Source organism: Lentilactobacillus sp. SPB1-3 (genome assembly GCF_026913205.2).
Taxonomy (GTDB): Bacteria; Bacillota; Bacilli; order Lactobacillales; family Lactobacillaceae; genus Lentilactobacillus; species Lentilactobacillus terminaliae.
Map to the genome: position 1 here is coordinate 1290861 of NZ_CP168151.1, position 16087 is coordinate 1306947.

A 16087-nucleotide genomic window follows, 5' to 3' on the forward strand; every position below is an offset into this window, starting at 1 on the left:
CATGATCAAATCTGAATTCTGCTTTTGAGCTTTTACGTTATTAAAGTTCATTCTTGCCTTTATGACTTTGTATTTTCTTACCCGTTGAAGGCCACAAAAGTCCCATGAATCCCCGATATTCTCTAGTGAATTCATAGTAATGGTCTAAATCATGCAACACCAACTCTAGATGTTCTAAATCATAATCGTCCATTGTATATATTGGATTAACGATCATACTGCCATTCTTAGGTTGCCGCATGAAAAAGAAAACATATTGTTTCACCTGATCATTATTAATAATTTGTATTTGATAACGATCGCCATGCATACCTTTAAACAACGGCTTAATCTTATCTGCAATTAATTTAGCTTCATGTGCTGGTTTCATGAGAATGCTTCCTTTGTATTTTTGTTATTCATTTTAAAACACGATCATTTCTTATAATAGTATACTTAATTTGGAGGGATAAAATGAACAAAAAAATTATATATAGAACTATCGATATTATTGCTATTATACTGTGGATCATCGCCCTTATTGTGATTGTCTTGTCCATAATCAATCATAATTTTTTGTCATTAACACCAATATTTACTCATAATCATCCTCAAGGTGTGTTGGGATGGGATATATTTTTGGCTTTGATACTGTCAATCGTCCACTTCATGACCAGAACGCATTCATAAAACTAAATCTCAGATTTTAAAGAATTAAAATATTAAAAAAGCCGACAGCTCCATGCTGTCGGCTTTTCTGTATAAATGGAGTCGGCGGGCTTTTTGATTGTTGTTATATCAACCTTTATAGGTAATTTGTGCAATTTTTGTGCAACTCAAAAAAATATTTAAACTAAAACTTTTTTAAAATAAATCTTATTTAATACATAAAAATGGAGGAACAGGAATAAATCCCCCATACTCTAAATCTCAATTAAGTAATTACTTAAGTCTATTGCATCATCATCCATTTTTTGTTCTTCCAAAGTAACCAGTTGTTCGCAAAGATTTTCAATCGCAACATTAGCCCGTTCATTGGTATCTTCACCTTCATAATAACGGTTAAAGGTAACGTTTGATAAATTAATACCCATTTCATGAACTTCAATCATGATGTCTTCAACTTCGTTAACCAAGTCTTTATCTAGCCATGGGTGGGCTTCAATGAACGCGATAATTGGATTACCCTGCTGTGCTGATATTTCATCTAGTACTTCACCGGAAGTTTTACCAGTTGCCATAGCTAATGCGTTCAATATTTTGACGGTAAGACTATTCAAGCTGCGTTTGTTTGCGTCACTTAAAAGCGATTCAGAAATCCCGGAAATTTTCGAAACTGTGTAACGGTTTAGATCATATTTTTTTAAAAATTCATCAATCATTGTTAAACCACCTTTTTTAAAAAATAAAGCTCAAGTCTCCCTCATCGTAATTAATACGGCCGTAATCACCGGCCTTACTGCCTGATTCATGATCACTGATTCTAACTTTTAGTTGAAGTGGCTTTTCATTGTTTAAATAATCTTCAATCGTATCTTCATCGAATTCGAATCCGACAAAATCATTTTCAAATTGTTCAAGTGACCCACTGAAATTAATCGTTAAATAGGTACTGATGGTTAGGTTTGATAAGTCGTGTTTAATAATTTCAACATTGTCTAATTTTTCAATATCGTCAATAACTTTTTGAACGGTTTGAACTTCGTTTTCAAACTCTCGAACATCTTCTTTGCGCTTACTCATTTCAGTTTCAAAATCAATTGCATTACCATTATAATCGTACATTTCTTCGGTGATATCGAGGCCCAATTCATTAGTGACATTTTCGGCTGTTTCAAAGTCATCAATGTAATTTAATGAAGATAGTTTCACATCATTTTCGTCACGTTCATCTTCATCTAAGCATTTAGCTTCTTCGATAAGTAAGCTCAATTTATTAACGTAGGAATCTTATAATTCATTGATTCTATCATTGAGTTCATTAAATGCACTGTAGTCTTCTGCGTTTAACTTAATCATTTTAACACCCCATTTGTTTCTATTAAGTTCTTCTTTATATGTATATATTGCTTCAATATATTAAAGTGGTCAAGTATATTTAAGCAATATATTGTTTATAAATAAACTATTTTTCCATACAAAAAAGCGCCCACCTCCGAAGAGATGAGCGCTTTTCTATTCCTTTTAAAAAGGTAATAAAATTTTTTTAATATCACAGTATTATGTGTGAAAGCTATCATTTATAATGCTCAGTATGATAAAATAAAAAAGTAAATTAATTCCAGTTAAGTGCATGGCACACCGAAATTCTAAAACGGAGGTGGTGCCATGCAAAAGTTTATTTGTTTTGGTATTTTATGTTTAGCAAAGGACGTCGCTCCACCCTTTGGTAACCCCATTTGATGGTATAGCTCATATTGTTGAATCAATGCACGGCTTTAACAATATTCAATTTATTGGATTATTATTGTTATTTGCCCTTGCATTAATATTAGCATTTTGCTATTTTATCGTTAAAATGATTAAAAAATAACTAAAATAAAAAACCGCTTTGCTTGGACGGCAACGGTTTTTGATGAATTGAAATAGATTCACCTAATCGGTGTGACGGGTTACTTACTGGACTGCAAGTAATTAATTTATACTAGAGTTAGTCAATGTTGGTCGCATTGATTAACTCTTTTTATTTACCTGTAAAGTATATCACACTGAAAATTCATATACCAATATTTATTATATATTTCCTAACTACAATATGTGTACCTATTTGGCACTAAAATATCTTTATATCCAACCATATCCATATAAATACGTCCAGATCCGCACTTACAGTTTGTTTTAATAAGTCGCATTCCAACTATACCAATTGTTTAATTAAACAAAAAAAGCGCCCACCTCCGAAGAGATGAGCGCTTTTTTGTTTATGTAGGCCTTTCTACCGGCGAGGCAGAAAGGAGATTAAGATGACAGGCTAACCACCACAGTTAGCTACGGGGTTACCAACCCCCAAAACAACACAGATTCGAGATGAATCCTTGTTGACCTCTATTGTGTTTAACGTTTGTGTTAATTATTTTATTCAAATAATTGTTGGAGTTTTTATCATTATCATCATCAATTTTGTTATTTTTTTCACTCAAATTCTTCTAAAGCCTTCCATAAATCTTTACCGACTGCCTGCCAATCACCAGCCAAAGCAACTTGGTCAGCCTCAATAGTTGAATCAGAATAATTATATTCGTTCATTGTTGATCCTAAATCAAGGACCCTAGCAGCACCATTAATGAAACTGGGCATTGCAAATAAACTATCAAGTTCCATGACGACTCCTCCAATCACTTTAACAATTGTCCTACACTGTTTCCCATAAGCACATTCTATATTGTAACAATTTCAAAATCAATTGTTTAGGTAATTATTTATATTAACTTAAAAGAGCTCACCTCGTTAGTGCTGAGCTTCTTTAACTAGGATTATTTCCAAATAATAAATTTCTTGTTACCTGTTACATATTGACCATTAGTTAACTGGTAGCGAGTAGCTAATTTGTATTTCTTAATTGATTTAACTTTTAAAGTGCTACCTTTTTTATAGAGTTTTGCTTTACCAGATAATTTAACATTCCGGTATGACTTAACACCCTTTTTATTAATAACCTTAATTTGCTTATTCTTTGGTGTAGTAGCGTAATATGCTTTGACAACATATTTCTCACTAGCGGTAATGTAACCCTTAGTTCCGGCGACATATTTACCTTTATATGGATTGTATTGTTGAACTTTATATCTCAAATTGCCATCGGCATCTGACTTGTAACCCTTAACGATAAATTGAGGACGGTTAACTCGACTAGTCTTAGCATAATGCTTGATACGTTCGTTTGTATAGAAGTTAGTATTACTATACAAGTAGAACCCCTTGATACCATAAACTGATTGTCCCTTTACAGCGGCCCAGTTTGGTAATCCAGTTGAATCATTGCCAGGTACGCTTGGCGTTGGTAATACTGGTTGCGATGGTTGAACAGGTGTACTTGGTTGAGATGGTTGAACTGGTGTACTTGGTTGGGTCGGATTTGTTACTGAACCCCCACCAGAGTTATTATTTCCGCCATTACCAGGATTAGTTGTTGGTTTAGGTTTGATAATTAATTGACCATTACCATCACTATATCCAGGCTTTGAGAAGGTTAACGTATATGAACCACCAGTTAGTTTTTGCAGGTCGGACACATCTTGTTTAGTACTATCAAAAACAACCTCATTTTTATCATTCTTAATTACATAATTTGCATCATCTGGATCAACTTCGAATGATTTATTAGGGTCAAAATCGACTTTTCCCTCATCAATATTGACTTCTGGTTGATTAACTAATAATTTTTGTGGATTGAATGTTCCGAAAATCTGCACATTATTGGCAGGAACTGTGCCGTATTCTTGATTGTTGAAGTATACTAATGTCGCCGCTAAACTGGACATAGTACCCTGATAGTTATCATTTGCAATTGGTTCCATAAAACCATTTAAATCTGTCCCTGGTAACACATTCAAGTAATCTGTGCTTTTAGAGTTGCTTTCATCGAAAGAAATATCAATCGGTAATATTAATTGAACTGGCTTGCCTGCTGGCACATTATGCATGACGAATAATATTATAGCGGCTTTCTTGAATGTCTCTACATTCGTAAATTTTTTTACATTAGTACTCTCGTTAAGGTCGGCTTCGCTGGGTTCTCTGGTTTGTGGTAAATAAATTTCAATTTGACCTGAACTATCTTTCTCGGTGTCTTGTAAATATTTTAATGATTCTTCGCTTAGTTGCATTTGAGGATTTGTCTTATTGTGATATTGATCAGATAAGTCCCCCTTAAACTCAAGTTCCATCATATGATCCGAATTCTTTTCACCTTGTAACATGATGTTTATATATCCTTTTCCATCGGTAAAACGACTCGGATCAACTAAAGATCTCGAAAGGTTTATTAAGTTAGGGACCCAGGCTTGATGATTATTTAAATTAAAATCATTCTCAGGAACACTGTTATCAATAATATTTTGTTTGTTATCACTACTCTGTAGTTGCATAGCAAACTTGGTGTTATCAAAATTTGAAGTATCATTGTACCCATCTTTATCTTTGTTGAAAAGCAACGCTTTGTCTTCAGAAGTAGCAAGATTATTCGATAAATTAGTATCATCTGCAAATGTGTTTATCGCTGAAACTGATAATATCGAAAGAGACAAACTAAGCGAGATTAGCACTTTTTTGATTGTTGATTTCATCTTGAATCATTCCCCCTATGTAATTGAATACTATTTTTATAATACCATTTCTAAAGTTATTGCGTAACGAAAAAAGCGCCCACCTCGTAATGAGATGAGCGCCTTTAGTGTAGATCAAGAAATCTAATTCCTGAATTTATTTTTTTATTGTACTATTCAACGAACTTATTAATCAACTTGTTAGCTGAAATATATGTTCCGTCGGCAAGTTGCAAACGGGTAATCTTACCGTGTTTAACAACTTTCTCAACATCAAATTCAGTCCCAGTCTTAAAGCCTTTAACTTTGTGCTTAAAGTCTAGATCACTGTATTTGTTGGTACCCTTGACTGACTTAACTACCCTAACTTTAGAATTAGTAGTGTAGTACAAGTTGTTAATGTAGTTCTGGTTACCTGAAATATACATACCATTGGCTAGCTTGAAACGACTAGTCTTACCGTACTTAACTAGCTCGACAACATCAAATACAGTGCCGGCTGGGAAAGTGTCAACTTTGTGCTTAAGTGCTTTGTCGGTGTAACGACTAACGTTTGTCTTAGCAAAAACAGTATCAGGTTTCCAGTCGAAATATTTGGCAGGTTTAGGCTTAGCATGACCCTTAGCTTTGCCACCAAGATAGAAGTCGCCATAAAGCTGTGAGACATCAAAGCCACCGTAACATCCAGCAAAGTGAGCTTTTTCAGTCCATTGCCATGCATTATAGGCGCTGTATAAGTTCATTCCACTTGGATTGTATGGATAATTGGCAATCCAACCCGCTCTACCATCGTTATTTAACGGCATTGAGTTGACCCAGCTACCCATAGTATAGATATCAGTCTTAGGATAACCTAAACGATAAACTTCGTCGGCGAACGCCTTAGTGATTGCTGAGTTAGTCGCCCAACCTAAGTTGTTCGACTCAAAGTCATTAACAATGACGTTATCAGCAGTTAATCCAGCACGCTTAGCTTGGCTAACAGCTAGTTGAGCTTCGGCTTTGGCACCAGCAACGCTAGTAAAACGCGCAAAGTGATAACCGTTAACATGTAAGCCAGCCTTCTTAGCATTCTGAATGTTAGCCACCGCATATGGATCACGATAGGAAACACCCTCAGACAACTTTTGCACAATTGCTTTTACTCCACGAGCTTTCATGCTCTTGTAATTGGCAACCGTCATTAGGCCGTTGTTATTAGAAACGTCGACCATGTCATATCTAGGCATTGATGTCACCGCCTTTAACTACTGGTTTAGTGATACCGTAGTTCTTTTGATATGCTTCTTCAATATAGTCATTAGCTTGTTGTGGTGTGATATCTTTACCAAATCGTTTAGCGCTAGTAATTAATCGTTGGGAAGCCATCGCTTTTTGTTCTGTCCCAGGTAAATCGAATGGTTGAATTGCGGTTACTAATGTCTCAGCATCAGCTTTTAAACGGGCAATTAACTCATTATCTTTCTTAGTCTTTGTATGGTCAGCAAAAGTTTGTAAAATGCCAAATAATACTCTTCTGTTCTTTAAAAACCATGCTAGAACTAAAGTGGCGCCTCCACTAATGAGCCAAGTGAAAGCGTCAGTAACGATTTTTAATATCTGTTGGTAGGTCATGTATTTCTTCCCTCCATATCTTTTTTTAAGCTATTAATTGACGTGTTTAACTCATCAATAACTCTCGATTGTTCTTTAACTTGATTACTCAATTCTTCAACTTGAGCCCTAAGGTCGTCACGTTCTTGGATAACTTTATCCAGTTGATTGCTCAGTGTATCGATTCTATCCCACTGGTCTTGCACGTGCTCAGCATAGATGCCTTCTCTTGACGTGCTGTCGTTGTGGTTGGCAACAATCCAGCCCCCAATTGCTGTGATTACAGCAGTGATGATCGTTGTCGCATTGAAACTAAACATATGACTCATGTTTGCATACCTATCCAAAGCTCAAGGAATATCCGGACAACAATGCATGCAATCAAAAGCGAATCTAATGAGATTGGGGATCCCATTAGCAGGTCACGGTAAATAAATGCTGCCAAGTATGCCGACCAAATGGATAACATTGATGTTAGTGCAATCCGCTTAGCAAACTTCTGTTGCATGTCATACATTGCCACCAGAATGGCATACGTACCAATGATGACTAGGATGATTGCCAAGTAAGGGTCTTGCGCATGTTGTAGGATTATCGCCGGCTGATTATGGTGCATATGCGGATAACGATGATTAGCGAACACGTTGCTGACGTACATCAAATAGACACCGAGCAATAGCGTTTCAATGCCAGTGATTGCCATGAACCTATTGGCTTGAAAGTTGTGCCTCATAGCATCAGCTCCTTTTTTAGTGTAAAAAAATAAGCCTTAGCTAGTTAGCGGGCTTGTAATCATTTCCGGTAATTTGTTTATATTGGTCATCGTTGATAAATCCATTTTCACGATACCAATCAATACTTGGGTTAAGTACGCCTAAACCATAAAATAAATTAATGCAGAAAAAGTCCATTGTTAATTCCTCCTATTTATTATCCGTAGTAGTTTCAGTAGTTGATGCGTCTTGTGCTTTAGCACTAACTTGTAGTTGAGCAACTGCAGCACCAATAGAAGCCATTGCTTTGTTGGCATTGTTCACAGCTACTTGTAGTTGTGCTTGTTGACCACCAAGAGTTGCAGAAGCTTTAGTCATGTTGTCTAGCAATTCTTTGTAGCTAGTAATTTGTCCGTTAACAGTTTCAATTTGTGTTTGTTGCTGATTGATAGCATTAAGTAAGGTATCAATTGAGATGTCTGGTAAATTGCCTGGTGCTTGCAGTCTATTGTCATCATCTACTCGGTATTTATCGTAATAGCGTAAAAAGTATTCCTTATCGGTTTCTGCTACCTCTACTTTGGTGTAACCATCTTTTGGTTCTAGTTCTGGCAGAACGTTGACGAATCCTTTATCGTCCTTAGTGATGTAATACTCCATTGTAAATCCTCCTTTAAAATAAAAAAGCCTTAGTAGGCTGTGATTGAATCGATAACTGCCCAAGCCGAATAACCTCCGACGCCAGACGCTCCTATCGCAGTCGAATTCAAATAGGTTATTGGTGAACTATTATTTGCAAAAACAGATTCGAATTGTAGTGTTTTCCCGTCAATTAGTTTTACATACATTTGATTATTTTTGTGTGTACCGCTTGGGTCGATTTCGTAGCTGTTATTGTACAGTATAAAATTACCAGTTTTTAAATCCTTCAAAGTAACTTGTGACCCCTGATTATCAACATTTATCGATGTGCCTTTGTAAACAGAACTATTTGGATCTATGGATTGCCCAAGCTTTGATATTCCACCGTCTGTTCCTAAAGAAACCCAAACGACTACTCTTGAAATATTGATTTGTATGCCGTTTTTTAGCTTATCAACAGATTCGTTCAATTTTATTGTTTGGTCAATTAATAAATTACCCCTATTTTTCATACCAGTTGGAATGCCGCCATAGGATGTCAACGCTTTTCCACATGGGGCTAAGATCGTACCCGGTCTAATAAAATCGTTCCAAATCGGTGTACCGCCAAATCTCGCTCCCATTAAGCAATCCCCCCCTTATTCTGTTCAAATAGACTTGGCAATGATTGCCCTAGCATGATATTAGTTACACTAAACTTAGGTGTCTTATACAGCATGTAGTTAATAGTTCCAGATTGCCCAATCGTTCCGATAGTGCTGTTACCTTGCGATAGATCTAACTTAATGACCGAAATTGTTTTTCCCGAAAAAGTTGATGTGATGTTACTTGAGTTGTCAAAATCTGATGACTTAAAGAATTTCCAATTGCTGATATCATACGCAAAATATAATTTGTTTAATCCATGCTTACTAAGTTTTCTAAAAATATCATCGAAAGTAACGCTATCTTTTGCAGTAACTAAACTAGTTAAGATACTGGTTAAGGTTTGTGCAACTGTACGACCTAAATTATTGTCATCGATAATCCAAGCATCATCAGGAACTGTCTTAGTGGCAATCCCCACCGTGCCAAAATCTTGGGAATTATCCATATTTACGGTTAATTGTTTAAAAATTGGCATTTCTATTTCTTGATGAATTATCGTATTCTGAAATTTGGCATTGTTAGCATTTATTCCTTGAAATTTAACTGGCATTTAAGCCACCTCCCAATCAGGCTTTTCAATAGGTGCTCCCATTACTCCTCTCCCCATTCGTGTTGGGTATTTGGATGAGTAGCTTCACGAGTCGTTGCAGCAGCTTCATCAGCCACTTTGACGATTGGTGCGACTGGATCAGTATCGACTGTTAAATCACCGTAGTTAAAGTTCATCTTAATCTTGGCCTGACCAGTATTAGGGTCGACGATTTTAGCCATAATTGAGTCAGTAATCGTTTGAGCAAATGTTGCTAAACGATTTTCAAGGTCTACTCCAGAAATGCGCTTAGCCCACGCACTCCAAACACCATTGCGACAAGTGCGTTCCCAGAACATGTCGTAGTTATCGCCATGGCCACTTTGATGAATGACACTTGTACCAGCATCTGGACTAACTTTGACGTCAACAAACCACCAGGCGCCTGTATCTGGGACATGTGCGGGATTTTTAACGAAATATTGACCTGGTGTTTTTAAATCGTTCACATTTCCGGAATAATTAATTGCTTTACCAGTATCAGCAGTGAGCTTATATTTTTGCCAGGCATTAGAAGCGTTAGCAGTTATATATGAACTGCCATCAGCACCTTTGGCATCAGTTGAGAAAGTCTTGGCACCAGTAATCGTTTGATCTTGATCAACATAATCAATATTGTCTGGCAAAGTCACCTTGTTATTCTTGATGGCGTCATCTACATAATCTTTAGAAGCATAATTCTTACTTTGAAGTAGTGCATCTAGGTCAGTTTCAAGAACATATGCTTTTAAGATACCTTCTAGTTCTTCATTTGATACTGAACCATCTGGAGAAATAACGATATTAACGTTTGCAGCATCTCCAACATGAACTTTTAATTTAAAAGTGGTACCGACAACGGTACTACCATTTTGTGCAGGAATTAAATCGGGGTTAACAGAAGTAGCAATCCCATATAGAATTTCAGTACCATCAATTGTTTTAGCAAACAATGCGATAGCACTCAGTAAATAATCTGATTGCAGATCATTGTTCATTACTTTAACCGGAACATTAACAGTATGATCATCTTGCACACTAACTGTTCCAATAGGTAAATCTTGAACAACATTATCCAATGAAGTCATTGTCTTCAATTGATCAGAAGTTAATGTACTCATATCCTTATCAGTTGTTTGAGCATGTGTATATTGAATTTTATTACCAGCCAATGTTTGAGCGGATAATTGATATCCGGCATCAGTGATAATTAATTTGTTCCATTTAGCCATTTCATACCTCCTCGCTTTCGATTTCGTAAGTTGTTTGAATTGTTTGAGTAGACCTTAAATAACTAGTCTCAGTGATTACATGTTCAAACGTTTCAGTATCAACGTCACTTTCCAATTCAACAAAATTCATCGTTGTTAATGCAGTTCCAACATACATTTGAGCCGGAAGAGATATTTGGAAAGTCACTTTTGACAAAGTGATACCTAAAGCAAGAGCATCCTGAATTTCGTCGATAAATAATTGGACGATTTCAGGATGCTCTATATTTTCTAGTGGTAAATCTTGAACAGATACATGAAACGGATCGCCAACAGTTGAATCATCATTCTGTAATTGATAATCGTTTCTTAATTGAACGTCATGTTTATCAATATTAAAGGTGTCAGCAATTAAATTAATTAAAGAATTAAAAGTAACCTTTGAGCTTCGATTAACAGACTTCATTTTTAATAGAAATCTATATAAGTCATCAGGTTTACCCAACCGTAGTAAATCAAAGTCATCCCCGATATCGTCAAGTTGGCCACCGACTGCATTATCTAAATCATTAAGCATAGCAATACTTTCAGTATCTTTAATATCGTCATAAATGGCTTTATCAAAAACTTTCATTAATCGCTCTGTCGGACTACCTGGAGTCGTATTAATTCGATTTGTTGGAATCGCTAAAACTTCATCTTCGTGGTACAACTCAAATTCTGACTTATCCATTTACTACCACCTCGATTGCTTCATCGTTAGTAATAGCAGTAGCAAAGTTAGAAAGTTGAATGTTACTTCGATTAAGATTTCCTTGATCAGTACCCCAGGTTAAATCAGTGACATCATCAACACCTTCAACATCGTAAATAATACCGAATAGTTGAGTGTATTTGAGAATATCCCCCATTGAGAATTCATCTAACCAAACTTGGATATTATCCTTTATATCTGCAATGATTTCATCTTGAGTCGTGTCATCGACTGAAGCGAATGATACCGAAATATTCATATAAATGGTTTGACTAGAGCCAATAGAAAACGCGACATGGTTTACATCACCATTATCTAAAGGCACATCAATTTTCTCAGTACCAGTTAAAGTAATTCCCAGAGCAATAGTATCTGAAATAGTTTGAGCAATGACTTGTCTATCACCACCAAGCACATAAATATGAGTTGTATATGGCGGGTCACCAGCTTCATTAACTGATGAGCTGTTGTTAACAACATAGCGAACACTTTTGACTCCTGGAATACCAAATAAAGCAGAAGATACTCCGTTTGGAGTTGAAGAAACTACACTCTTCTGTGCTAATTTAATTCGTTGACGCAAAGCATAATCAGTTTCCATATCAGAACCACTAGTCGCCGGTTCCGGATTGGTAACACTAGTTATTTCTTCAACATAAGTTACTTGGTCAGTGATCATATTGGCATCACAGTTATAATCCTCGCCAGTATCTTCAGCATAAACTCTAACTTCTGCTTTTCCATTTGAATCAATTGTTACTTCAGAATCAGTGATATAGATCATATCCTGATTATTACTAAACATTGACTCTGCATCAATTACATATCCTGGAGTTCCAGTGATTTCAAGTATGGCCGTCGCATAAGTGGCTACACCTCTAGTTAGACCATAATTACTTGCTAGCCTATCTAAAGAAATGTTTTCGGCTAATGAAACAAATCTTGAATCGTAAACATCTTGCTTGGTTAAATCAGATTGTGCTAATTGTCTGGCTAAAGATTCGGCCATGTTTTCATAAAAAGAACCCGTTGATAAGTCAATATCGTTACCTATCTCAGGGTCTTGTCTCAAGTTTGTTTGCAATGAATTTAACCACTGGTCATAATCCCAGGGATCAAATCCTGTACTCAATAACGGCATTTATATCACCTCCTTAAATTGCAATCGACGTATCTAAATCTAAATTAGGATCGCCGTTATCACTAATTAAACTATCATCAGCTAAACGCATGGTTATCTTAATATCCGCTTTTCTATTTTTGTAATCAGGAGTTATATCTACTGAAAGCACCGATGCAACACGATCATCTTTTTCTAAAGCCTCTGATATCTTGTCAGATGCTAAATCAGTGTCTTTATAATCGCCAAAAAAGTCTAACCATTCGACGCCAAACTCAACATCATCAACTGCCCAGCCAACCTGAGATAGCAAGCGCATTTCTAATGACTGTTTAAGCTCATCGACTCCATTTACATAGTTTTTTCCATTGGTAATATCTGGGTTCCCATTCTCATCAAGTTTTACATCAGTACTCACTTAATCACCCCCAGAATAATGCTCGAATCAACACTATTGCGACGATTAGGGTCTTCACGGAAGTCTTTTCCTTTGGTGTAATTTTCGATGCTATCGGCAAATACAGCAACAACTACCTCATCGCCATTAGCTAATTCACGAGCGTGCCCGTTATCCTCTGAACCTTTAATATAGTATTCAAAATCTAATTGGCGACAATCTCTGACCGGCATTTTTTTACTACCATCATCATCGAGTGCCTTTGGTTGAACGGTTAATGGCGAAGTAGAAATTATTCTGCCAAGATAGATTGTTTTCAAGCCGCTAACCGCAGCGTTAATTCGTTGATCTATTAAATTTAATAATAGATTTTCTCCAATCTTCACTTCTTACCACCACCTTTATTACTACGTTTTTTTCGTTTCTTTTTAGTCGCACTTCGAGCAACTTTGTCCTTGGCCTTAGCATTTTTCTCACTTAATTTGGCCTTATCTTTATCCTTGGCCGCATTGGCTTTAGCTTTCTTAAGACTAGTTGCTTTTGCTTTTTTATATTCGTTATATGATACGAATTGAAAGGTTACCGTACTGGTCGAAGTGGTGTATTCGCGTTGGCCACTTAACACCACACATTTCCCATAATTTTTTACGCCATCGTCAATATATAGTAAAGCTCCTACTTCAATCTCCTTACGCATCAACGATTGGACTTCAAACTTTTTGCCATCATAAGAACCATCATCTGATGGTGTAGGATGACTAATTATGCCTGTTTCTGGGGTTAAGTGTAGTGTTGCTTTTTTACCCGTTGTAATTTCTCGAATATAGAGCTTACTACCCGATATCACAATGTCAGTATTAGCACTATCAGCTACCTTTTTAATGGCATTTAATGGTTTCCCACTAACTGTATATCCGTTAGCATATTTATGATCGTAGTTAAGCTTTAAAGCCCCTAATGGAATATGTGCCCGTTTTGCAATGTCTTTAATGATTGTGGATGCCTTAGTACCTTTTTTATATGAGAGATTGGCGTATTTTATCTGCTTGGCATAATGCGCCTTGTCTTTCTTTGTTTTAACTTTTTTAGAATATTTCTTCCGCATCCTCGAAGCATAAAGCTTGCGCTTATTGGTGAATTCCCTTTGTTTCTGTCCTCTTTGGTGGGAAGTCGCTTTAGGATTAGCTTTCAACCACTTCTTATATTCAGCGGTTTTCGCTTTACTGTAGGCGTTAATCAAATCTGAAACGCTAGTTGCTCCCGCCTTTTTACGATCTTGAGCTTTAACCGCAACTTTAACTTTAGTGATCTTTTTAACTTTGATAACATCTTCAGAAATATCCGGAAAATGATTAAAGTTAACTTGAATTGAACGGTCGGTTCCATCAAGATTCATGGGTGTCATTGATTTAATCGTTCCTGTAGTAATCAAGCCACCATTCTTTGCGGAAGCATCCGAATTATAAAACCCCGCAGTGATGGCCACCTGCCGGTCCTTTTGAAAATAATTAAATTCATCCGGAGTCAGATCATACATAGTCAAGGAATTTACATCTGGATTCACTCCCACCGTAAATGGTGAAGTCATTTCAATTTGTCGGTTATTTGGTGCTTTGTCCCATGATAAAAAATGTTTCTGCTTGCCGGACCATTTAACATAAACTCTCAAATAGCGGTGAACGAACTCCATTAGACTTCACCTCGATCTTCAACAAAATCATCTAGCCCATCAAAATCATCATTAGATGGTAATGTATCATCGTCATCCATCCCCATATTGGTATCATCACCGTCCGGATTATAGATACCTTCATCAGTGTTATTCGGATTTGTTTCATTGCTGAAAGTATCATCAATGGTGATGAACATACTTTCATTAACGTTGGCAAAGTTAACACTCGTTTCCTTACCTGTTTCGTCCATTAGAACCAAATCTTCACTTGGTAAACTAGCATCGCCAATATCAGCAAATAATCTTTCTCCAGCAACCAATTTTTCATTAGTAACTAAAACTTTGCCATTTTCATCTGCCAAAGTTAGGTACAAGCGGTCGTTGGCTTCGTTGTATATCACTGTAATTTGATAGTCATTCCCACTCAGAGTTAAGTTAAATTTTTCCGGTAACTGGAATTTGTTAAATTGAATCGTATTTCTATACATAACAGTTCCTCCTACTTAACCCTGACTTTTTTACCAATTGGCAATTCTCTATCAGGATAACCATTCCAGCTTCGTAAATTAGCAATAGAAGAACCGAATTTTAGATGGTACGCCCAGTAGGTATCACCTTTTTTAATCGTTAAGTACTTACCGGCTTTAGGCTTCACCTTATCCCGATCACCTTTAGTTGGACTCTTAGTGCCTGTATCGTTTTTGCTTTTATTATTCGATGAATTGCTTGAACTCGAACCTTTATTATTAGCCGATTTCTTTTTTGTGGCACTTTCAGCCCATCTAACATCTTGAAGTGATACCGAAACCGCTAAAGCATTATCGCGTGGTTGGTCAAAATTAGCTGTCACTGAAGTTAAAATGGCACTTGAACTATACTTTTGCCCATGAAATTCAACTTCGGTTCCATTCGTAGCCCACCTGCGTAACATATTAAATTGTTTTTTTAGCCCAGAAACTTTAGACAACGATGATCCGCCTAACTTGCCTTCAATTTGTCGTTGAATTGGCTGTGTCTGGGTGTAGTGGTTGATATATTGTCCTGGGGAAATTGTATTTGTAGTGACTTCGGTTGAAGCCGTCTCACTCTCACTTGTATTATCGATGAATACATAACTATTCGTTGAGCCTGGATACTTAGGAATCACGTATGGTCGCTTAGACTTCCAATAGCCGGGTTTGTCTTTTTTCATCTTGCTAATTACTTTAGTCTTGATTTTTAAAGCAGCCTTACGTTTTTCACTTGCCTGACTCTTTTTAAACATTGCTAGGTTACTTTTGGCTTTTGTATATGCTTTTTTGGCCTTAGTCACTTTATTTGTGGAAGCCTTTTTAGCCTTGTTAGCAGCGTCGAGCTTAGTTCTTAGCTTATCTTTCTCACTGCCCTTGGCTTTTTTTAACTTGTCGTTCAGATTTTCAACCGTTGATTTATTGGTGGAGTCAATACGTTTGGCCTTATTATAATTAGTTTTTGCGTTGGTATAAGCTGTTTGATATTTTTTTAAAGTGTTCTTTGTGGCCATAACA

At 36.4% G+C, this 16087-nt stretch carries 21 protein-coding genes; all 21 read right to left on the reverse strand.

Features of this window, described 5'->3' with window-relative positions; translation table 11 throughout:
* Positions 1 to 40: 40 nt before the first annotated feature.
* Positions 41 to 370, reverse strand: a complete 330-nt coding sequence (locus tag O0236_RS06500; protein WP_268913297.1) for a hypothetical protein — start codon at positions 368 to 370, stop codon at positions 41 to 43.
* Between the two features lie 532 nt (positions 371 to 902).
* Positions 903 to 1361 carry a hypothetical protein gene (locus O0236_RS06505; protein WP_268914143.1) on the reverse strand — a complete coding sequence of 153 codons (459 nt, stop codon included), beginning with the start codon at positions 1359 to 1361 and terminating at the stop codon, positions 903 to 905.
* Between the two features lie 16 nt (positions 1362 to 1377).
* Entirely contained in the window at positions 1378 to 1911 is a 534-nt protein-coding gene (locus tag O0236_RS06510) for a hypothetical protein (RefSeq protein ID WP_268914142.1), read from the reverse strand.
* A 1200-nt stretch (positions 1912 to 3111) separates the two neighbouring features.
* A complete protein-coding gene (locus O0236_RS06515) occupies positions 3112 to 3300 on the reverse strand; it encodes a hypothetical protein (protein WP_268914141.1) in 189 nt (62 codons plus the stop codon).
* A 152-nt stretch (positions 3301 to 3452) separates the two neighbouring features.
* Entirely contained in the window at positions 3453 to 5264 is a 1812-nt protein-coding gene (locus tag O0236_RS06520; protein WP_268914140.1) for a DUF5776 domain-containing protein, read from the reverse strand.
* 152 nt (positions 5265 to 5416) lie between these two features.
* Positions 5417 to 6472, reverse strand: coding sequence for a GH25 family lysozyme (locus O0236_RS06525; protein ID WP_268914138.1), 1056 nt, complete (start codon positions 6470 to 6472; stop codon positions 5417 to 5419).
* A complete protein-coding gene (locus O0236_RS06530; protein WP_268914137.1) occupies positions 6465 to 6857 on the reverse strand; it encodes a hypothetical protein in 393 nt (130 codons plus the stop codon). The genes O0236_RS06525 and O0236_RS06530 overlap by 8 nt, the downstream gene beginning before the upstream one ends.
* Entirely contained in the window at positions 6854 to 7165 is a 312-nt protein-coding gene (locus O0236_RS06535) for a hypothetical protein (protein WP_268914135.1), read from the reverse strand. Before O0236_RS06535 ends, O0236_RS06530 begins: the two co-directional genes overlap by 4 nt.
* Positions 7162 to 7569, reverse strand: coding sequence for a hypothetical protein (locus O0236_RS06540; protein WP_268914134.1), 408 nt, complete (start codon positions 7567 to 7569; stop codon positions 7162 to 7164). Before O0236_RS06540 ends, O0236_RS06535 begins: the two co-directional genes overlap by 4 nt.
* A 40-nt stretch (positions 7570 to 7609) precedes the next feature.
* Complete coding sequence (locus tag O0236_RS06545) at positions 7610 to 7747, reverse strand: XkdX family protein (RefSeq protein ID WP_268914133.1); 138 nt, start codon at positions 7745 to 7747, stop codon at positions 7610 to 7612.
* Between the two features lie 12 nt (positions 7748 to 7759).
* Positions 7760 to 8209 (reverse strand): hypothetical protein, encoded by a 450-nt coding sequence (locus tag O0236_RS06550; protein WP_268914132.1) that lies wholly within the window; start codon positions 8207 to 8209, stop codon positions 7760 to 7762.
* Positions 8210 to 8238: 29 nt separating this feature from the next.
* Positions 8239 to 8814 (reverse strand): hypothetical protein, encoded by a 576-nt coding sequence (locus O0236_RS06555; RefSeq protein WP_268914130.1) that lies wholly within the window; start codon positions 8812 to 8814, stop codon positions 8239 to 8241.
* Positions 8814 to 9389: a hypothetical protein gene (locus O0236_RS06560; protein WP_268914129.1), complete on the reverse strand. Its 576-nt coding sequence runs from the start codon at positions 9387 to 9389 to the stop codon at positions 8814 to 8816. Before O0236_RS06560 ends, O0236_RS06555 begins: the two co-directional genes overlap by 1 nt.
* Before the next feature lie 41 nt (positions 9390 to 9430).
* Positions 9431 to 10639, reverse strand: a complete 1209-nt coding sequence (locus tag O0236_RS06565; protein WP_268914128.1) for a pyocin knob domain-containing protein — start codon at positions 10637 to 10639, stop codon at positions 9431 to 9433.
* A 1-nt stretch (position 10640) separates the two neighbouring features.
* Positions 10641 to 11351, reverse strand: a complete 711-nt coding sequence (locus tag O0236_RS06570) for a hypothetical protein (protein ID WP_268914127.1) — start codon at positions 11349 to 11351, stop codon at positions 10641 to 10643.
* The gene (locus tag O0236_RS06575) at positions 11344 to 12513 is read right to left on the reverse strand and encodes a baseplate J/gp47 family protein (RefSeq protein ID WP_268914126.1); all 1170 of its coding nucleotides are present in this window, start codon (positions 12511 to 12513) and stop codon (positions 11344 to 11346) included. The genes O0236_RS06570 and O0236_RS06575 overlap by 8 nt, the downstream gene beginning before the upstream one ends.
* Before the next feature lie 13 nt (positions 12514 to 12526).
* Positions 12527 to 12910 carry a hypothetical protein gene (locus tag O0236_RS06580; RefSeq protein ID WP_268914125.1) on the reverse strand — a complete coding sequence of 128 codons (384 nt, stop codon included), beginning with the start codon at positions 12908 to 12910 and terminating at the stop codon, positions 12527 to 12529.
* The gene (locus O0236_RS06585) at positions 12907 to 13275 is read right to left on the reverse strand and encodes a hypothetical protein (protein WP_268914124.1); all 369 of its coding nucleotides are present in this window, start codon (positions 13273 to 13275) and stop codon (positions 12907 to 12909) included. The genes O0236_RS06580 and O0236_RS06585 overlap by 4 nt, the downstream gene beginning before the upstream one ends.
* Complete coding sequence (locus O0236_RS06590; protein ID WP_268914123.1) at positions 13272 to 14579, reverse strand: hypothetical protein; 1308 nt, start codon at positions 14577 to 14579, stop codon at positions 13272 to 13274. Before O0236_RS06590 ends, O0236_RS06585 begins: the two co-directional genes overlap by 4 nt.
* Positions 14579 to 15049: a phage baseplate plug protein gene (locus O0236_RS06595; RefSeq protein WP_268914122.1), complete on the reverse strand. Its 471-nt coding sequence runs from the start codon at positions 15047 to 15049 to the stop codon at positions 14579 to 14581. Before O0236_RS06595 ends, O0236_RS06590 begins: the two co-directional genes overlap by 1 nt.
* Before the next feature lie 11 nt (positions 15050 to 15060).
* A complete protein-coding gene (locus tag O0236_RS06600) occupies positions 15061 to 16083 on the reverse strand; it encodes a LysM peptidoglycan-binding domain-containing protein (protein WP_268914121.1) in 1023 nt (340 codons plus the stop codon).
* Between the last annotated feature and the right edge of the window lie 4 nt (positions 16084 to 16087).